14 protein-coding genes are annotated in these 20,348 nt (G+C 61.6%); 11 read left to right on the plus strand and 3 right to left on the minus strand.

Translation table 11 applies throughout. From position 1 onward, the window contains the following. Nucleotides 1-2: 2 nt before the first annotated feature. Genes tssK through tagH form a run of 3 tightly spaced genes read right to left on the minus strand, consistent with a single transcriptional unit; the run spans nt 3 to nt 3,242 of the window. Nucleotides 3-1,337 carry a type VI secretion system baseplate subunit TssK gene (tssK, locus tag HX786_RS10495; protein ID WP_003213330.1) on the minus strand — a complete coding sequence of 445 codons (1,335 nt, stop codon included), beginning with the start codon at nt 1,335-1,337 and terminating at the stop codon, nt 3-5. Nucleotides 1,338-1,351: 14 nt separating this feature from the next. Beyond that, nucleotides 1,352-1,858, minus strand: coding sequence for a type VI secretion system lipoprotein TssJ (gene tssJ, locus HX786_RS10500; protein WP_003213332.1), 507 nt, complete (start codon nt 1,856-1,858; stop codon nt 1,352-1,354). A gap of 52 nt (nt 1,859-1,910) precedes the next feature. Continuing rightward, nucleotides 1,911-3,242 (minus strand): type VI secretion system-associated FHA domain protein TagH, encoded by a 1,332-nt coding sequence (tagH, locus tag HX786_RS10505; protein WP_178912029.1) that lies wholly within the window; start codon nt 3,240-3,242, stop codon nt 1,911-1,913. A 403-nt stretch (nt 3,243-3,645) separates the two neighbouring features. On the opposite strand from tagH, the gene tssA reads away from it, so the two are divergent. The 11 genes from tssA (at nt 3,646) to HX786_RS10560 (ending at nt 20,343) form a co-directional block, all read left to right on the plus strand. Beyond that, the gene (gene tssA, locus HX786_RS10510; protein ID WP_087693721.1) at nt 3,646-4,665 is read left to right on the plus strand and encodes a type VI secretion system protein TssA; all 1,020 of its coding nucleotides are present in this window, start codon (nt 3,646-3,648) and stop codon (nt 4,663-4,665) included. Between the two features lie 54 nt (nt 4,666-4,719). Next, nucleotides 4,720-5,226 carry a type VI secretion system contractile sheath small subunit gene (gene tssB / locus HX786_RS10515; RefSeq protein ID WP_003213340.1) on the plus strand — a complete coding sequence of 169 codons (507 nt, stop codon included), beginning with the start codon at nt 4,720-4,722 and terminating at the stop codon, nt 5,224-5,226. A 2-nt stretch (nt 5,227-5,228) separates the two neighbouring features. Beyond that, nucleotides 5,229-6,725 (plus strand): type VI secretion system contractile sheath large subunit, encoded by a 1,497-nt coding sequence (tssC, locus tag HX786_RS10520; RefSeq protein ID WP_003213343.1) that lies wholly within the window; start codon nt 5,229-5,231, stop codon nt 6,723-6,725. Nucleotides 6,726-6,878: 153 nt separating this feature from the next. Further along, nucleotides 6,879-7,367: a type VI secretion system tube protein Hcp gene (locus HX786_RS10525; RefSeq protein WP_003213345.1), complete on the plus strand. Its 489-nt coding sequence runs from the start codon at nt 6,879-6,881 to the stop codon at nt 7,365-7,367. 78 nt (nt 7,368-7,445) lie between these two features. Continuing rightward, nucleotides 7,446-7,961, plus strand: a complete 516-nt coding sequence (gene tssE / locus HX786_RS10530) for a type VI secretion system baseplate subunit TssE (protein WP_003213348.1) — start codon at nt 7,446-7,448, stop codon at nt 7,959-7,961. Then, complete coding sequence (tssF, locus tag HX786_RS10535) at nt 7,958-9,817, plus strand: type VI secretion system baseplate subunit TssF (RefSeq protein WP_063033828.1); 1,860 nt, start codon at nt 7,958-7,960, stop codon at nt 9,815-9,817. The genes tssE and tssF overlap by 4 nt, the downstream gene beginning before the upstream one ends. Beyond that, the gene (tssG, locus tag HX786_RS10540; protein ID WP_008439466.1) at nt 9,781-10,824 is read left to right on the plus strand and encodes a type VI secretion system baseplate subunit TssG; all 1,044 of its coding nucleotides are present in this window, start codon (nt 9,781-9,783) and stop codon (nt 10,822-10,824) included. Before tssF ends, tssG begins: the two co-directional genes overlap by 37 nt. Continuing rightward, nucleotides 10,817-13,474, plus strand: coding sequence for a type VI secretion system ATPase TssH (tssH, locus tag HX786_RS10545; protein WP_087693722.1), 2,658 nt, complete (start codon nt 10,817-10,819; stop codon nt 13,472-13,474). The genes tssG and tssH overlap by 8 nt, the downstream gene beginning before the upstream one ends. A gap of 158 nt (nt 13,475-13,632) precedes the next feature. After that, entirely contained in the window at nt 13,633-15,573 is a 1,941-nt protein-coding gene (locus HX786_RS10550; protein ID WP_003213354.1) for a type VI secretion system Vgr family protein, read from the plus strand. Nucleotides 15,574-15,588: 15 nt separating this feature from the next. After that, complete coding sequence (locus HX786_RS10555; protein WP_003213356.1) at nt 15,589-16,023, plus strand: DcrB-related protein; 435 nt, start codon at nt 15,589-15,591, stop codon at nt 16,021-16,023. Nucleotides 16,024-16,035: 12 nt separating this feature from the next. Beyond that, a complete protein-coding gene (locus tag HX786_RS10560) occupies nt 16,036-20,343 on the plus strand; it encodes an RHS repeat-associated core domain-containing protein (protein ID WP_178912030.1) in 4,308 nt (1,435 codons plus the stop codon). Nucleotides 20,344-20,348 lie beyond the last annotated feature (5 nt).

The following is a 20,348-nucleotide window of genomic DNA, read 5'->3' on the forward strand; positions in this document are numbered from 1 at the left end:
GATTACCCTCGGATGGCCCAGAAAGCCAGGTTCAACCCCGGGAACTGGCCGGCGATGTGGAACGCAAAGCCACCGGAATTACCCAGTTGCTGCCAGTGCTCGCTGCCCCGGTCCAGCTCGTAGTAGGTGGAGCCTGCGTGGTACGGAATCTGCCGTGGCGCCACCGGCAGCGGCAGCAGGCCGATGCCCGGCAGTTGCAGGTTGACCAGGTCGCGGATGTGTTCCACCGAGCCGACTTTGCTTTGCTGGCCGAAGCGTGCGCGCAGGGTTTCGCCCGGCACATCGGCGCGCACCACCAGGATGAAACTGGCGCTGTCGATCAGGGTTTTGTCGGCCAGCATCGCCACGTGCACGCCGTAGGCTTTCTCGACAATCGGGATCGGCGTGGCCTTGCTGTCGATCAGCATCGACAGCGCCTCGCGCAGGGCCTGCATCACCGGGGTGAAGCTCAAGGCCAGGTCGTCATGCTGGTATTGCGGGTATTCGTGGGGGCGGCGACCCGTGGTGGAGAAGGTCGAGAACTCGCCGGCCAGGCTCACCAATTCACTGAAGAAACGCTCCGGGTGCAGCGGGCTCAACTGACTCAGGTGCTGGATCAGCGGCTGGGCGCGGTTGACCAGTTGCAGCAGCATGAAGTCGGCAATCTCCGAAGCACCACCGGCGCCCGAAGCCACCACGCGCCCGGCCAACGCTTCGCCGCGCTGGTGCAGCAGGCCCAGCAGTTCGCTGCGAAACGCGGTCAGCGGTTTGCTGGCCGTCACGTCGAGGACCGGCGGGATGTAGCTCTCGTCCAGCACCAGGGCGCGATCGGCGCGTTTTTCCTTGATGCGCACCAGGCCGATAGCCGCGTAATCGCTGATGCCATCCTGGGCGGTCAACAGGCGCAAGGCGCGGGAGCCGACCGCCACCGGCGCACGGTTTTCGAAGGGCGCGTTGTCGTCGCGCACTTCACGCACCTGGCTGACATAGCGCGCGGCTTCCAGGGCCTCGCCTTCGTCGACGGTGTCGCGGGCGCCGGCACGCTTGAGGGGCAACGCCAGGTACACCAGGCCATCGCGCAAGTTGTCGTCGATATTCAGCGGGCTCGGCGCCAGGTCGTCCTGGGGGATATTGAACGGCGTGCCATCCGGTAACAGGCCACGTGCCGAGACGATCGCCAGCTTGCCCTGGGCCAGCAGGCCCTGGTCGATCAACAGTTCGGAAAAGCCCCAGGCCCCCGCCGACAACGGGCGGCTGCGCGCATCGATCAGGTTTTCCAGGTAACGGTCATGCTGCTGGAAGTGCTGCGTTCCGATGAACATGCCTTCCGACCAGACCACGCGATTGTTCCAGGACATGGGGGCTCCGATTCTTATTGGGCAGGGCTGGATGGGGGGACCACGACGTCGGCACGCACGGCATGCACATCGAGGCTGATCTGGTATTCGGTGTATTGGCGTGCCGGCACGTTGAGCACCGTGCGCCACTCGGCACGGTCCAGTTCGCGATAGCCCACCAGCAGGCCGATCTGGCGGGTGGACGGGTCGAGGTCGCGCTGGATGCTCAATTGCTGGCCGGGCAGGATCACCACTTCGTCCTGGTCGAGCAGGTCGAGGCCGAGGGTCGACTGGGCGCGATCGGCCAGGGCGAAGTAGTCGGATCGGCTGAAGGTGGCGGCGTTTTTCAGTTCGAAAATCCGCACCCGTACCGGGGCTGCCTGGCCATTGGCGCCGGGGTTGAGCCCGGCGATGGCATGGAAATGCAGCTCGACGGCGGCGGTGTCTGCCTCAGCTTCGGCGGCCTCGGGCTTGGCCGCATCCTTGGCACACGCCGTCAGCAGAAGCGCGGTGGCGACTGCGAGTAAAAACCTGGGAATCATCCTGCGTCCTCAATGACGTACTTAGCTATCCGTTGTTCCATGTACTGCGTTGTTAGTGACGCTGTCGGCTGCTGTGCGCTTCGTAGGCACGGCTGAATTCACGCCCGAACAGGTCCTGGAAATCTTCCTGGGCCTCGCGGGAAATATTGCTGTAGAGCTCGGTGAACTGCTGCCAGTACTGGGCCTGGCGCGAGCCGTTGAAAATGCTCGATAGCCCGCCGGGCTTGCCCATGCGCTCTTCGAGCTGCGCCGGTTCAAAGCGCGTCAGCAGGTGCTTGATGGCGGCTTCGACCCCGGCCATGACGGCCAGTTGGTGGGCGCGCAGATCGTCGAAACTGTCGCGCACGGCCAAGTCCGGTGCCATAAACGCCTGATTGCTGTGGCGTAGGAGCAGCAGTAGCGCTTCATCGGCATTCGGGGCGAATTTCAACGGATTGTTTTCCACCGGTTGAATCACCGTCTGCTGCATGCGGAACTCGCCCTTGAGGCTGCTGCGGGCACGCAACACGTCGATCAGGCCTTCGACCATCAGCCGGTAACTGCGGCCGATGCTTTCCATCTGGGCTTCGGCCTGGGCCTTGTCCAGGCGCAACTGATCGAGGCCCGCACCGCGCAGGAAGGCTTGCAACAGGTCGGGCTGGCTGGCATCAGCCCCCGGGAGCGGGCGCTCGACCTTGGGCGGCTCGATGACCGGCGGCTGTGGCGGTGCTGGCGGCGGCGGTGCAACAGACCTGGGTGCCGGGGCATCGCCGAACAGATCCCAGTCTTCGGGGATTACTGAGCCCGAGACCACCGGCGCAGGCGGCTCAGCCACGGGCAGCGGTGTCGGCGGGCGGAAGTCGTGCTGCTCGGCCGGCACGTGATCGTGCACGGTGGCCGGCGGTACGCTGGTGGGCGCGAGGAAGTCGAACAGGTCCGGCAGGGTGTCCATCGACGAGGCGCCCTGGAACTGCGGCGCGATCACCGGAGGTGGCGTCGGGGCCTTCACGGCGGCGCCCATCAGGGCTTCGAAACTGTTGGAAGCGTCACCGGTGAAAGACGGGGTATCTGTCACTTTCAGGTTGAAATCGATACGCGCCTGGATCTCGTAATCGCCGATGCGGATCAGTTCGCCGTCCTGCAATGGCTCGCTGCTTCCCCGCCGCAAACGAATACCGGCATGCACTAACTCAACTCCATTAGTGCTGTTATCAGTTAAGTAGTAACGACCATCTTTGTACTGAATAACGCAATGTTGCGTGGAAACAAGACGTTCTGGATCAGGCAGTACCCAGTCATTTTCGGAACCGCGGCCAATAGCCATCACTCCCTGGTCCAGGGACTTTTCAGAACACTGGCCAGGGGTAATCTTGTGATAACTAGTGATAGTCAAGCACAGCGACATCTTGCCTCCTTGCTGATACTTCGCGCGCGGCCGTTCCCTGGGAGAAATGCTCCGAGAGATCCACGACAGATCCTTTCAAAACCTTGAAAGCCTGCTTCAACCCGCGTAATTGCTGATCTTAACCGGCCTGTATGACAAAAATCCTGCCTCGGCACCTGCTTCGACTGATCAGTCGCACAAGATGTTAAGCACCGCACATCTGTCATAGAGGGCGAATAGCTTACCTTGACAAGGCATAAGTACTACACCAAAAATGCACAACTTCTTGAACACCAATGATGGCACTTTGAAATCAGCATGATGTCAAAGCGCTAAATAAGACCAAGAAAACATGCAAAGTTCCTCGCGCAACTAATGCATGAGTTGCCCGTCATCTAACGGGCTGATAGGGAGATCGAATTTAGTGGATGTGCCTCTGCTGCTCGCCGCCGTTTCCGCGACTTCGCCCTGTGGCGAAGACTTGGAATATGACGCCGATTACTTGCATCTTGAGCGTGCCGCACAGGGTCAACCCGAGCGCAGCATGGGCGACTCGATCCTGCCTGCCGAACCTCCGGAATGGCGCAGCATCCAGCAGCAAAGTCTCGACCTCCTGCAACGCAGCAAAGACCTGCGCATCACCCATTTCCTGTTGCAAGCCGCCCTCGCCCTCCAGGGCATTGCAGGGCTTGCCGACGCACTCGCACTGATCAACGCGCTGCTGCGCGAATACTGGGCCGACCTGCATCCGCGCCTGGATGCCGATGACGACAACGACCCCACCGTGCGCATCAACGCCCTCAGCGGCGTGGCCAGCGACGCGAACATCCGCCTGCTGCGTGAGGCCATTCTCACCCGTTCGCGCACCTTCGGGCCCGTCAGCCTGCGCGCCGCGCTGAATGCCAGCGGGCTACAGAGTTTCCCCGGCGAAAACCTCGGTGCCGAACAGCTTAACGGCGCATTCCTCGACAGCGATGCCGAGCAACTGCAAGCCACCCGCGACGCGCTGAACGCCGCCCGCGACGCCTGTGAGGCCATCGAACAATACGTCAGCGACCAGGTAGGTTCCGCCCAGGGCGTGGACCTCGGCCCCTTGAAGCAACTGCTCAAGCAGGCCGTGCAGATACTTAACCAATACGCCCCGCACAGCGGCGCCGCCAGCGAGCCCGAGGTTGTCAGTGACGACAATGCCCCCTCGGTTGAATACGCCGCCGCGCCCGTTGCAGCACGCCCGACCGGCGACATCGCAAGCCGCGATGAAGTGCTGCGCAGCCTCGACAAGATCCTTGCGTACTACACCCGGCACGAGCCTTCGAGCCCGCTGCCGGTGCTGTTGAACCGGGCGAAGAATCTGGTGCACGCCGACTTTGCGGCCATCGTGCGCAACCTGATTCCCGACGGCATGTCCCAATTTGAAAATCTGCGCGGGCCGGACAGCGAATAAGCGTACGGATCGCGCAGTTACAACACCGTCGCTCAAGCGACCAGGAGCAGCAACGTGGCGAAGCAAAGTTCTCAGAAATTCATCGCGCGCAACCGTGCGCCTCGGGTGCAGATCGAGTACGACGTCGAGCTCTACGGCGCCGAGAAAAAGGTCCAGCTGCCCTTCGTCATGGGCGTGATGGCCGATCTCGCCGGCAAGCCCGCCGAACCTCTGGCGCCTGTGGCCGACCGCAAGTTCCTTGAAGTGGACGTCGACAACTTCGACTCGCGCCTCAAGGCCATGCAGCCACGCGTCGCGTTCCACGTGCCCAACGAGCTGACCGGCGAAGGCAACCTGAGCCTGGACATCACCTTCGAAAGCATGGACGACTTCAGCCCCGCCGCTGTGGCGCGCAAGGTCGATTCGCTCAAGCAACTGCTCGAAGCCCGCACCCAACTGGCCAACCTGCTGACCTACATGGACGGCAAGACCGGCGCTGAAGAAATCATCATGAAGGCGATCAAGGACCCGGCACTGCTTCAGGCACTTGCCAGCGCGCCCAAGCCTGCAGGGGAGCAGTAATCATGACTGACAATACCGCCCGCGAAGGCACCCAGATCCTGGGTACCACCGAAGAAGCCAGCGAGTTCGCGAACCTGCTGCTGCAAGAATTCAAACCCAAGACCGAGCGTGCCCGCGAAGCCGTGGAAACCGCTGTGCGCACCCTGGCCGAGCAGGCTCTGGCCCAGACCGACCTGGTGTCCAACGACGCGATCAAGTCGATCGAATCGATCATCGCCGCCATCGACGCCAAGCTCACCGCCCAGGTCAACCAGATCATCCATCACCAGGATTTCCAGCAGCTGGAAAGCGCCTGGCGTGGCCTGCACTACCTGGTGAACAACACCGAGAGCGATGAGCAGCTGAAGATTCGCGTGCTCAACATCTCCAAGCCGGACCTGCACAAGACCCTGAAGAAATTCAAGGGCACCGCGTGGGACCAGAGCCCGATCTTCAAGAAGATGTACGAAGAAGAATACGGCCAGTTCGGCGGCGAACCCTACGGTTGCCTGGTGGGCGACTACTACTTCGACCAGTCGCCTCCCGACGTGGAGCTGCTGGGGGAGCTGTCGAAAGTCTGCGCCGCCATGCACGCACCGTTCATTGCCGCCGCTTCGCCAACCGTGATGGGCATGGGCTCGTGGCAGGAACTGTCGAACCCGCGCGACCTGACCAAGATCTTCACCACCCCGGAATACGCCGGCTGGCGCTCGCTGCGTGAATCGGAAGACTCGCGCTACATCGGCCTGACCATGCCCCGCTTCCTGGCGCGCCTGCCGTACGGTGCCAAGACCGATCCGGTGGAAGCCTTCGCCTTCGAAGAAAACACCGACGGTGCCGACAGCTCCAAGTACACCTGGGCCAACGCCGCTTACGCGATGGCGGTGAACATCAACCGTTCGTTCAAACACTTCGGCTGGTGCTCGCGCATCCGTGGCGTGGAGTCGGGCGGTGAAGTCGAGAACCTGCCGGCCCACACCTTCCCGACGGATGACGGTGGCGTGGACATGAAGTGCCCGACCGAAATCGCTATCAGCGACCGCCGCGAAGCGGAACTGGCGAAGAACGGTTTCATGCCGCTGCTGCACAAGAAAAACACCGACTTTGCCGCCTTCATCGGCGCCCAGTCGTTGCAGAAACCGGCCGAATACGATGACCCAGACGCCACCGCCAACGCCAACCTGGCCGCGCGCCTGCCGTACCTGTTCGCCACCTGCCGTTTCGCTCACTACTTGAAGTGCATCGTGCGCGACAAGATCGGTTCCTTCAAAGAGAAGGACGAGATGCAACGCTGGTTGCAGGACTGGATCCTCAACTACGTCGACGGTGACCCGGCGCACTCCACCGAAACCACCAAGGCCCAGCATCCATTGGCTGCCGCCGAAGTGATCGTGGAAGACGTCGAAGGCAACCCGGGGTACTACAACTCCAGGTTCTACCTGCGCCCGCACTACCAACTCGAAGGGCTGACCGTGTCGCTGCGCCTGGTATCGAAACTGCCTTCGGCGAAAGGCGCGTAACACCGCCGCTCGTTCCCACGCTCCGCGTGGGAATGCCGCCCGGGACGCTCCGCGTCCCAGTGACGCAGAGCGTCACAAGATGCGTTACCACGCAGAGCGTGGGAACGATCAGCGTTAACAAATTCTGTGGCTGAGACCACACAGGGAGAAAACATGGCTGTTGATATTTTCATCAAGATCGGCGACATCAAGGGCGAGTCCATGGACAAGGCCCACAAGGACGAAATCGACGTGTTGAACTGGAGCTGGGGCATGGCCCAGTCCGGCAACATGCACGTGGGCGGTGGCGGCGGTGCGGGCAAGGTGAACATCCAGGACCTGTCGCTGACCAAGTACGTCGACAAGGCCTCGCCCAACCTGATGATGCACTGCGCGAGCGGCAAGCACATCGACAAGGTCACGCTGACCGTGCGCAAGGCCGGCGGTGAAAGCCAGGTCGAGTACATGATCATCAACCTGGAAGAAGTGCTGGTCACCTCCCTGAGCACCGGTGGTTCGGGCAGCGATGATCGCCTGACCGAAAACGTGACCCTGAACTTTGCCCAGGTGATGGTGGACTACCAGCCACAGAAAGCCGACGGCACCAAAGACGGCGGCGCGATCAAGTTTGGCTGGAACATTCGCTCCAACACCAAACGCTGATTGCCCCTGTAGCCGCCACCCCAAGTGGCGGCTGCAAGCCCCCTGTTCCTCTCGCAACCCGTCCGTGGAGCTGCTTTGGTGGTAACTGAAATTGCTTCCCGCGATCGCCTGCAACCGTCCCTGCTGGACCGGTTGACCGACGATGACCCGACCAATCCCAAGGAAAGCGCCGACAAACGCGTGCTGTCCCTGAGCCAATTGAAAGCCTCGGTGCTGCGTGACCTGACGTGGCTGCTCAACACCACTTCACTGCTCAACGCCGATGCCACGCTGCACACGCCTGCCGGTACATCGGTGGTCAATTACGGGCTGCCGGCGCTGGCGGGCAACAGTGTCTCCAGTGTCGACATCAGCGCCCTGGAGGCCTTGATTCGACAAGCCATCGCCACCTTCGAGCCGCGCATCCTGCGCCACACCTTGCGGGTCAAGGCACGCGTCGGCCACGGTGAGATGAACCACAACGCCCTGAGTTTCGAGATCGAAGGCGACCTGTGGGCGCAGCCGGTGCCGTTGCGCCTGTTGCTGCAAACCGACCTGGACCTGGAGTCCGGCCATGTGCGTGTGGTCAATGCCGACCAGCGGAGACGCCCATGAACCCGCGCTTGCTGGAGCTGTATAACCAGGAACTGCACCACGTGCGCGAAAGCGCCGCCGAGTTCGCCAAGGAATACCCGAAGATCGCCAGTCGGCTGACCCTGTCCGGCATGGACTGCGCCGACCCGTACGTCGAACGCTTGCTCGAAGGCTTTGCGTATCTCACGGCCCGGGTCCAGCTCAAGCTCGACGCCGAGTACCCGACCTTCACCAACAACCTGCTGGAGATCGCCTACCCGCACTACCTGGCGCCGACCCCGTCGATGACCGTGGTGCAGTTGCAGGCCGATCCCGATGAAGGCTCCCTGGCCAGTGGTTTTCCACTGCCCCGCGACACCGTCCTGCGCGCCGCCTTGGGCCGCGAAACCCAGACCTGCTGCGAGTACCGCACCGCGCACCCGGTGACGCTGTGGCCGTTGCAGGTCGCCCAGGCCGAGTACTTCGGCAACCCGTCCGCCGTGCTCGGGCGTTTGGCTGCCAGCGAACCCAAGGCCAAGGCCGGCCTGCGCCTGACCTTGCGTACCGGCGCCGAGCTGCCGTTCAACAGCCTGGCGCTGGATAATTTGCCGCTGTACCTCAGCGGTGCCGACGAACAACCGTTCCGCCTCTACGAACAACTGCTGGGCAATGCCTGCGCGGTGTTCGCGCGCAAGCCCGGTGGTGACTGGGTTGAGCGCCTGCCGCCGGATGCCTTGCGCTCCCGGGGTTTCGACGACGCCGATGCGGCAATGCCGGTGGTGCCTCGGGCATTCCAGGGCTATCGCTTGCTTCAGGAATACTTCGCCCTGCCCCACCGTTTTCTGTTCGTTGAATTCGCTGAACTGAGCCGCGCCGTCAAGCGCTGCGACGGCCAGGAGCTGGAACTGATCGTGCTGTTCGACCGCCACGATCCGAGCCTGGAAGGCAGCGTCGGCAAGGCGCAATTCGTGCCGTTCTGCACCCCGGCAATCAACCTGTTTCCCAAGCGCGTGGACCGGATTCACTTGTCCGAGCGGGTCAACGAACACCATGTGATCGCCGACCGCACGCGGCCGATGGATTTCGAGATTCACTCCTTGAGCGGCATCACGGGCCACGGCACCGGGCCCGAGCAACCGTTCTTGCCGTTCTACGCAGTACGCGATCCGTCGCGCTATGGCCGTGACCAGGCTTACTACACGGTGCGCCGCGAACCCCGCGTGTTGTCCAGCGACCAGCGCCGCAACGGGCCGCGCTCCACCTATGTGGGCAGCGAAACCTTCGTCAGCCTGGTGGACACCCAGCAAGCCCCGTACCGCCATGACCTGCGCCAACTGGGCGTGACCGCACTGTGCACTAACCGCGACTTGCCGCTGTTCATGAGCGTGGGCAACGGCAAGACCGACTTCACCCTGGCCGACAGTGCGCCGGTATTGGCCGTGCGCTGCGTCGCCGGGCCAAGCCGCCCGCGCGCCAGCCATGCCCATGACGCCAAGGCCTGGCGCCTGATCAGCCAGTTGTCGTTGAACTACCTGTCGCTGAGCGAGCAAGGCCAGGGCGCCGCCGCGCTGCGTGAACTGCTGCGCCTGTATGGCGACAGCAACGACGCCGCCCTGCAATTGCAGATCGAAGGCCTGCGGGAAGTCAGCAGCAAGGCGGTGACCCGGCGCCTGCCGATGCCCGGCCCGATCGTGTTTGGCCGCGGCCTTGAGATCACTCTGGAATTTGATGAAAACGCGTTCCGCGGCACCGGCGTGTTCCTGCTCGGTGCGGTGTTTGAACGGTTCCTGGCACGCTACGTGTCGATCAACAGTTTTACCGAGACGGTGATCCGTACCACCGAACGCGGCGAGATCATGCGATGGAAAGCCAAGCCCGGACGCCGTCCGACCCTGTGAGTACCCTGGATGCAATGCATCAGGAGCCCTGGGAATATGACTTCTTCCAGGCGCTGCGGCGTATCGAGTGCGAATCGCCGGACCTGCCACGCCTGGGGCACTCCCTGCGCCTGGCGGATGACCCGCTGCGTCTCGGGCAGCAGGCCGATTGCACCTTTGCGCCGGCCACACTGGCCTCGGTCGAACCTGGGGCCGAAGGCCAGCCGGCACGGCTGGAGCAGTTCTTCTTCGGCCTCGGCGGCCCCAACGGCCCGCTGCCGCTGCACATCACCGAGTACGTGCGTGAGCGCCAACGCAACAACGCCGACAGCACCAGCAAGCGCTTCCTGGATGTGTTCCACCATCGCCTGCTGACCCTGTTTTATCGTGCCTGGGCCGAGGCACGGCCGACCGTCAGCCATGACCGCCCGGACGATGACTACTGGTCGGCGCGCCTCGCCGCATTGAGCGGTCGCGGCACCCCGAGCCTGCTCAACCAGGGCCTGATCCCCGACACCGCGAAGCTGCATTACAGCGGCCACCTGTCGGCACAAACCCGCTATCCGGACGGCCTGAAGGCGATTCTCGGCGAGTACTTCGGCCTGCCGGTGGAGATCGAAGAATACGTCGGCCAATGGCTGGAGCTGCCCGAGCGCAGCCGCGTGAGTGTCAGCGCCAACCAGCTGGGCGTGGACTTTTGCCTGGGCAGCCACGTGTGGGACCGCCAGCATAAATTCCGCATCCGCCTGGGCCCGCTGAAGCTCGATGACTACATGGGCATGCTGCCCGGCAGCCAGCCGTTCAACGAGCTGGTGGCGTGGGTCGCCGAGTACCTGGGCCACGAACTGGACTGGGACCTGAACCTGATCCTGCAACAACCGGAAGTGCCGGCCCTGCAACTCAACGGCCAGTTCCGCCTGGGCTTCAACACCTGGCTCGGCCAACCCGAGCATGACGCCAACGACCTAATCCTGGCCCGGCATTACGCCGAACACGCCAACACCTCAAGGAATCCAGAGCATGGGTGAAATCAGTCGCGCCGCACTGTTCGGCAAACTCAACAGCGTGGCCTACAAGGCCATCGAAGCCGCCACCGTGTTCTGCAAGCTGCGGGGCAACCCGTACGTGGAACTGGCCCACTGGTTTCACCAGTTGCTGCAACTGCAGGACTCTGACCTGCACCGCATCATTCGACAGTTCAATGTCGAGCCGGCGCGTCTGGCCCGCGACCTGACCGAAGCCCTGGACCGCCTGCCCCGTGGCTCGACGTCGATCACTGACTTGTCGTCCCATGTGGAAGAAGCGGTCGAGCGTGGCTGGGTCTATGGCAGCCTGATGTTTGGCGAAAGCCAGGTACGCACCGGCTACCTGGTGCTGGGAATTCTCAAGACGCCGAGCCTGCGCCATGCGCTGTTGGGCTTATCCGGTGAGTTCGACAAGATCAAGGCCGAAGCCCTGAGCGAACGCTTTGACGAATACGTCGGCGACTCGCCCGAAAATGCACTGAGTGCCAGCGACGGTTTCAATGCCGGTGCAGTACCGGGCGAAGCCAGCGGCGCCATGGCCCCGAGCGCGATGGGCAAGCAGGAAGCCCTCAAGCGCTTCACCGTCGACCTGACCGAACAGGCCCGCAGCGGCAAGCTCGACCCGATCGTCGGGCGTGACGAAGAGATCCGCCAACTGGTGGACATCCTCATGCGTCGCCGCCAGAACAACCCGATCCTTACCGGTGAAGCCGGCGTCGGCAAGACCGCCGTGGTCGAAGGCTTCGCCCTGCGCATCGTCGCCGGCGACGTACCACCCGCGCTGAAAGATGTGGAACTGCGCAGCCTCGATGTCGGCCTGCTGCAAGCCGGCGCGAGCATGAAAGGCGAGTTCGAACAACGCCTGCGACAGGTCATCGAAGACGTCCAGGCTTCGCCGAAACCGATCATCCTGTTTATCGACGAAGCCCACACCCTGGTAGGTGCCGGTGGCGCCGCCGGGACCGGTGACGCGGCCAACCTGCTCAAGCCTGCCCTGGCCCGCGGCACCTTGCGTACCGTGGCCGCCACCACCTGGGCCGAGTACAAGAAGCACATCGAAAAAGACCCGGCCCTGACCCGTCGCTTCCAGGTGGTGCAAGTGGCCGAGCCGTCTGAAGAAAAGGCGTTGCTGATGATGCGCGGCGTGGCCTCGACCATGGAAAAACACCATCAGGTGCAGATCCTCGACGAAGCGCTGGAAGCGTCAGTGAAGCTGTCCCACCGCTACATTCCGGCGCGTCAATTGCCGGACAAATCCGTGAGCCTGCTGGACACCGCCTGCGCCCGCGTCGCCATCAGCCTGCACGCGGTGCCGGCAGAAGTCGACGACAGCCGCCGCCGTATCGAGGCACTGGAAACCGAGCTGCAAATCATCGCCCGCGAGCACGCGATCGGCATCGCCATCGGTGCGCGCCAGACCAACAGCGAAGCGCTGCTGAGCGCCGAACGCGAGCGCCTGGCCACCCTGGAAAGCCGTTGGGCCGAAGAGAAAACCCTGGTGGATGAGTTGCTCGCCACCCGTGCGACGTTGCGCGAAAAATCCGGTGTCGTGGACAGCGGCGATGATCAATTGCGTGCCCAATTGGTAGACCTGCAACAACGCCTTAGCACCCTGCAAGGTGAAACTCCGCTGATCCTGCCGACCGTGGATTACCAGGCCGTGGCCTCGGTGGTCGCCGACTGGACCGGCATCCCGGTGGGCCGCATGGCCCGCAACGAACTGGAGACAGTGCTCAACCTCGACCAGCACCTGAAGAAACGCATCATCGGCCAGGACCACGCCTTGCAGATGATCGCCAAGCGCATCCAGACCTCCCGCGCCGGCCTCGACAACCCGAGCAAGCCGATTGGCGTGTTCATGCTCGCCGGCACCTCCGGTGTGGGCAAGACCGAAACCGCCCTGGCCCTGGCCGAAGCCATGTACGGCGGTGAGCAGAACGTGATCACCATCAACATGAGCGAGTTCCAGGAAGCCCATACCGTGTCCACCCTCAAGGGTGCGCCACCGGGCTACATCGGCTATGGCGAAGGTGGCGTGCTGACCGAAGCCGTGCGGCGCAAACCCTACAGCGTGGTGCTGCTGGACGAGGTGGAAAAAGCCCACCCGGACGTGCATGAAATCTTCTTCCAGGTGTTCGACAAGGGCGTAATGGAAGACGGCGAAGGCCGGGTGATCGACTTCAAGAACACCTTGATCCTGCTGACCACCAACGCCGGTACCGAGCTGATTTCCCAGGTCTGCAAAGACCCGGCGAACATCCCCGAGCCCGAGGAAATCGCCAAGGCCCTGCGCCAGCCGCTGCTGGAGATTTTCCCGCCGGCGCTGCTCGGCCGCTTGGTGACCATTCCGTACTACCCGCTGAGCGACGAGATGCTGAAAGCGATCACCCGCCTGCAACTCAACCGCATCAAGAAGCGCGTGGAGAACACTCACAAAGTCGCCTTCGATTACGACGACGACGTGGTCGACCTGATCGTGTCCCGCTGCACCGAAACCGAAAGCGGCGGGCGGATGATCGACACCATCCTCACCAACAGCCTGCTGCCGGACATGAGCCGCGAATTCCTCACCCGCATGCTCGAAGGCAAGGCGCTGGCGGGGGTGCGGATCAGCACGCGGGATAACGAATTGCACTACGACTTCAACGATTGACCTGACGGAATGCGATCAAAACTGTGGGAGCGGGCTTGCTCGCGAAGACGGCGTATCAGTTGATGCATCCGGTGACTGATTCACCGCGTTCGCGAGCAAGCCCGCTCCCATAGTTGGAGCCGGTTCCTACAGTTATTACGCTATTTACGGGTTAACCGATGTTATTCAACCAAGCCTCACGCCTGGCCAAGATCACCAGCCCCCTGGGGCCGGATGTGCTGCTGCTCAATGAAATGGGTGGCGGCGAAGAGCTGGGTCGGCTGTTCAATTTCGAACTGCAGCTGACCTCGCTGGACGCCAACATCGACCTCAACCAGTTGCTGGGCAAGCCCATGAGCCTGAACCTGCAACTGGCGGACGGTGGCGAGCGGCACTTCCACGGCATCGTCGCCCGCTGCAGCCAGAACATCGACCAGGGCCAGTTCGCCAGCTATCAGGTGACTTTGCGCCCGTGGTTATGGCTGCTGAGCCGCACCTCCGACTGCCGGATTTTCCAGAACCTGAGCATCCCGCAGATCATCAAGCAGGTGTTTCGCGACCTGGGTTTTTCCGACTTCGAAGACGCCTTGAGCCGCCCGTACCGCGAGTGGGAATACTGCGTGCAGTACCGCGAGACCAGCTTCGATTTCGTCAGCCGCCTGATGGAACAGGAAGGCATCTACTACTTCTTCCGCCACGAGCAGGACCGCCACGTGCTGGTGCTGGCCGATGCCTACGGTGCCCACGCCAACGTGCCCGGCTACGCCTCGGTGCCTTACTACCCCAAGGACGAGCAGCAGCGCGAACGCGACCATATGCACAACTGGCACCTGGCACAGGAAGTACAGCCCGGCTCCCTTGAGCTCAACGACTACGACTTCCAGCGCCCCAGCGCGAGCATCGACGTGCGCTCGGCCATGCCGCGCCCGCACACCGCCGGCGACTACCCGCTGTACGACTACCCCGGCACCTACGTCAAAAGCGAAGACGGCGAACACTACGCCCGCACCCGCATCGAAGCCCTGCAAACCCTGCACGAACAAGTGGAGTTCAGCGGCAACGCCCGGGGCCTGGGTTCCGGCCACCTGTTCAGCCTCACCGGCTTCAGTCGCCGCGACCAGAACCGCGAATACCTGATCGTCGGCGCCCGCTACTACATCTCCCAGGAAAGCCTCGAAAGCGGCGGTGGCGCGCCTTCGGCGCAGTTCGAAAGCACCCTCACCTGCATCGACGCACAACAGAGTTTCCGCCCGCTGGCCAACACCTACCGGCCCATCGTCAAAGGCCCGCAGACCGCGCTGGTAGTGGGCCCCAAGGGCGAAGAAATCTGGACCGACCAATATGGCCGGGTCAAGGTGCATTTCTATTGGGACCGCCACGACCAGTCCAACGAAAACAGCTCATGCTGGATTCGCGTATCGCAGTCCTGGGCCGGAAAAAACTGGGGCTCGATGCAGATCCCGCGGATCGGCCAGGAAGTGATTGTGAGCTTCCTGGAAGGCGATCCCGACCGGCCGATCATCACCGGCCGGGTGTACAACGCCGAGCAGACCGTGCCTTACGACCTGCCGGAAAACGCCACCCAAAGCGGGATGAAAAGCCGCTCCAGCAAAGGCGGCACGCCGGCCAACTTCAATGAAATCCGCATGGAGGACAAGAAGGGGTTGGAGCAGCTGTACATCCATGCCGAGCGTAATCAGGACATCGTGGTGGAGGTGGATGAAAGCCATTCGGTGGGGCATGACCGGAACAAGAGTATTGGGCATAACGAGACGGTGACGATTGGGAACAATCGAGTGCGCATCGTCAAGCATCAAGACATCCTCTCGGTGGGCCAGAGAAAGACCGACAGCATCAGCCAGAGCTACGTGATTGAAGTGGGCGAAAACCTGCGATTGGTCTGCGGTAAAAGCATCCTAGAGTTGAACGCCAGCGGGCAGATCAACCTGAGTGGCGTAAATATCAGCTTCCACGCCAGCGGCGATGCCGAATTCAATACCGGCGGCGTCCTGCACCTGAACAACGGCGGCGGCCCCGGCGCAACACCCGATGGTCAGGGCATGAAAGCCAGCATCGACGCCAATATCAAAGCCGCGTTCCCCGCGCCTAAAAGCTCCTGACGAGACCTGTTTTCCATGACGTACCGAATTAACGAATTTCAGTTCCAACTGCCGGCCGGCGAGCTGCAGGACGCTACGATCAATATCCTCAAGTTCCCCGAGCTGGGCACTTCCTTGATCATCAGCCGCAGCTTCCTCACCGATGGCGAAACCCTGCACAGCAACTTCGACGAACAGCTCAAACGCCTGGAAAAACAGGTGCAGGATTTGCGCTATCAACCGGGCGTCGGTGTCCGTCTAGGTGCAACAAAGGAAGTAGAAGGCATAGAGCTCCGCAGCCAGTTCAGCAAGGGCAGTGACAAGGTGTTCCAGTACCAACTGGCTCTGGTAATCCCGGGCACACGCAAGATGCTCGCCTTGAGTTATGTGAAGGCAGACAAGCTGGGCGATGCCGAGGCGGCGCACTGGGCGACGATCAAAAACTCATTGTCGTTCGACGCGATTTCCTGATGGGCACCATGCATGTCTGATGCTCTATGGGCCGCTCGCATGGGCGACGCGCTCTCCCACACCTCAATGATGGCCGACATCCTCGGCGGTGTGTTGGAGGTGGCGGCCAATATCGCGATCACTGCAGTAGCGACTGCTGCCGTGGTGGCTGCTACCGGTATCACCGTCGCTACCGGCGGACTCGGATGCGTCCTGCTCGGCGCAGTGGTGGGCACAGTTGTCGGCCTTCTCATGAGCAAGAGCGGGGCGGACAAAGGCCTCACCAATTTATGCGACAGCTTCAGCAACGCCCTGTTTCCGCCCACGGTACAGGCGAATATTCTCACCGGTGCCACCGATACCCTGACCAACAACCTTCCCGCCGCACGTGCCGCGGGGGCGATCAGCTCGCATGTCGCGCCAGCCGGAACCGAACTGGAAGAACCCGCACCCGAACCAGAAGCCAGTTATCTGGATATGGCCGAGAGCTTCTTCTCCCAAATGTGGCGCCCCACGGTGGCTACTCCCACACCAGGAGCCGTGCCCAAGCCTCTGGACTTGGTCACCTGCATGAAGCATCCACCGATGCCTCCGCAGTTCCTGGCCGAGGGTTCGGATAAGGTCACGATCAATGGCCAGCCTGCGGTGCGCAGTGGTGATCGTAGTACCTGCGATGCAACAGTGGTGTCGTCCGGGTTGATTTCATCGAACGTGACCATTGGCGGCGGGTCAGTGGTGGTGCGGGAAATACGCAGTGGCAAGACGCCGGGCGTGGGGTTGGCGGTCACCGCGTTACTGATGCTCAAGGGCGGCAAGGGCAAGTTCTTCAGCAAGTTGCCGTGCATGCTGATTGGCGGGGCTACTTCGATGGCCGTCAGCAGCGCGATGGACGCGATGACCAACGCTGCCATGGGCTCGTCGAATCCGGTGCATGCTGCAACGGGAGCGAAGGTGCTGGGCGGCACCGATGAACTGGATTTTGTACTGCCCGCCATCCTGCCGATTGACTGGCAACGCTTCTACAACAGCCGCGACGAACGCCCAGGCACACTGTTCGGTACAGGCTGGAGTGTGGCTTATGAAGTATGCGTCGAAATCCAACCTCATCCAGAAGGCGGTGAAGCGCTGGTCTACACCGACGAGCAGGGGCGCCCTATCGACATGGGCTCGATCCCGTTGGGGGGGGCGGTGTTCAGCCCCGGCGAAGGGCTCTCTGTGCGTCGGCACCTCAACGGGCAGGTGCTGATTGAAAGTGACGACGGCCTATATCGTTTGTTTGAGCCCACAGCCAACCCGTCGCTGCTGCGCCTGATTCAACTTGGCGACCGCAACGACAACCGCATTCATCTCGACTACGACCAGGCCGGACGCCTGGTACGCCTGCGCGATACCTTCGACTTGGTGCAGGTCGAGTTGATACGCGAACATGAGCACGTCACTCGCGTCGAACGCCTATTCCCAGATCAACGTCGCGAAGTGCTCGTCAGCTACGGCTATGACGCCAGGGCCAATCTGGCAGAGGTGCGCGATGCCTCTGGCCAGGTGCAGCGGCGCTTCACGTACGATGCCGGGCACCGAATGGTGGAGCATCAGTTACCCACCGGGTTGCGGTGCTTCTATGAATGGGCACTGATTGAAAACTCAGAGTGGCGAGTCGTCCGACACTGGACCGATGAAGGTGACTCCTACCAGTTCGACTATGACTTGAAGGCGGGCCTCACCCGTATCATCGACGGCTTACAGCGCGTCAGCACCCGACATTGGAATACTCAGCACCAGATCATTCAATACAGCGATAAGCTGGGGCAAACCTGGCTGTTCGAGTGGAATGACGAACGCCAACTTCTCAGCGCCACCGACCCGCAAGGTGGACGCTATGAATACAAGCATGATGACGCCGGCAACCTGATCGGCGAAACGGACCCGTTGGGCCGCAGCGATTCAACGTTGTGGCTTGAACACTGGGCGTTACCCCTGGTGGAGACCGACGCCGCCGGCAACAGTTGGCAGTATCGCTATGATCCTCGCGGCAATTGCGTTGCCGAAACCGACCCGCTGGGCCACATCACCCGCTATCGCTATGACGCCCACGGCCAGGTCGTGGAAATCATCGACGCCTCCGGTAAAAGCAAAAAACTGCGTTGGAATCCGTTCGGGCAATTGGTCGAACACATTGATTGCTCGGGTTATCCCACGCGTTTCAGCTACGACGAGCGCGGCTATCTGCAGGTGATCACCGACGCGCTTGGCGAGCGCACTCAATTCAGCTACGACCTCCAGGGGCGCTTACTCAGCAACCAACTGCCGGACGGTCGCATCGAGCTGTTTCAACGCGATGTCAGCGGCCAACTCGTGGGGTACACCGACCCTGCCGGACATACCACGCTCTACCAGCACAATCGACGTGGCCAGATAAGCCTGCGCACCGACGCTCATGGCCGGCAGGTGAAGTTCGGCTATGACAGCTATGGGCGCCTGCAAGCACTGACCAACGAGAACGGCGAACGTTATCTCTTTGCCTGGGACGCCGGGGATCGGCTGACTGAGCAGCAAGACCTCGATGGCAGTGCCAAAAGCTACACCTACAATCCACTGGACCATATCACCACGGTGACCGCCACTCCGGCCCCCTACGGCAACGGGCTAGGCCTGGTTCCCGAGACGCCGCCAGCGCCCATTGTCCATCAAATGGAACGTGACGCAGTAGGTCGGCTGATCGCCAAAACCACCGACGATGGGCGCACCGACTACGCCTACGACCCGCTGGACCAGCTCACCGCCGTCACCTTCACCGACCTGCTGGGCAATACCCAAGCCCTTGGTTTCGCTTACGACGCCCTCGGCCAAATGCTTGCCGAACAGAGTTCTATGGGCACCCTGCAGCACCACTACGACGAACTCGGTAATCTTATCCAGACCCAGATACCCGACGGACGCTGGCTCAATCGCCTGTACTACGGCAGCGGTCACTTGCATCAGGTCAATCTCGACGGCCAGGTCATCAGCGACTTTGAACGCGACCGCCTGCACCGCGAAGTACTGCGCACCCAAGGCCGACTCAGCACCCGCAGTGAGTATGACCGCAGCGGCCGTCTACGCTCACGCCAACACCGCCTTACAGGCCTGCCATCGTTGATGCCAGCGACAGCGCAAAAGCAGTTCGAGTATGACCCTGCCGACAACTTGGTCGGCAAGTTCGACCAGCAATCTGCCATACAACATCGCCAACTGCTGCACTACGATGCCACTGGCCGCATCATCGCCAGCCAGGACAGCCTGCACGGCCAGCGCGAAACGTTTGCCTACGATGCCGCCGCCAACCTGCTGGATGGCCCGCAGTCAGGCGCTGGGCTGGTCGTGCATAACAAAGTGCTGACCTATCAGGACAAGCGTTATCGCTATGACGCGTTCGGTCGGATGATCGAAAAACGCAGCGCAGCGCGTGGCTTGCAACGCTTCGCCTACGATGCAGAAAGCCGGCTGATTGAAGTGCGCAATGAAAACGGCAGCGTAGTCAGGATGATCTACGACCCGTTGGGCCGACGCATTGAGAAAACCGAACATGGCAACGACGGCTATCCCCTGGGGGAAACCCGGTTTACCTGGGATGGGCTGCGGTTATTGCAGGAGCATAAACACAGCCAGACCAGTCTTTACATCTATGAAGATGAAGGCAGCGAACCCTTGGCTCGCGTTGACGGCACCGGGCCGCTGCAGAAAATCCGCTACTACCACAACGACCTCAACGGACTGCCGGAGCAACTGACTGAAGCTGACGGGCATAATGTCTGGCGCGCGACATATCGTGTGTGGGGCAATACGGTTGAGGAAGTGCGCGAGCCGTACTACATCGAAGAACAGAACCTGCGCTTTCAGGGGCAGTATCTGGACCGGGAGACGGGGCTGCATTTCAATACTTTCAGGTTTTATGATCCGGACGTGGGACGGTTTACGACACCGGATCCGATTGAGTTTGACGGCGGGCTCAATTTTTATCAGTACGCCCCCAATCCAATATCCTGGATTGATCCATGGGGACTGGCCCCCGAGCTTTATTACCTGATTGCGAAAAAGGACGGCTTTTATGACGAGATGGCATGGGGCCATAAAAAGCCAATAGGCCAAGTCTATTTGAAAAAAGGTGAAGTTTGGAAAGTCGGTGAAACCGTCAATCCGAATCGGCGATATACCCAAAAGTGGCTGAAATCCAAAAATCTTGCCTACAAAAGGGTTATGGCAGCACCGACGAAGGGCAATATGCAGGTATGGGAAAGATTAAAAATCGGAAAATATTTTAAACGCCGAGGAAAACTACCCCCGGGCAACAAATGCAGGCACTGACATAA

This window comes from Pseudomonas sp. 21615526, from assembly GCF_013386245.1.
GTDB lineage: Bacteria > Pseudomonadota > Gammaproteobacteria > Pseudomonadales > Pseudomonadaceae > Aquipseudomonas.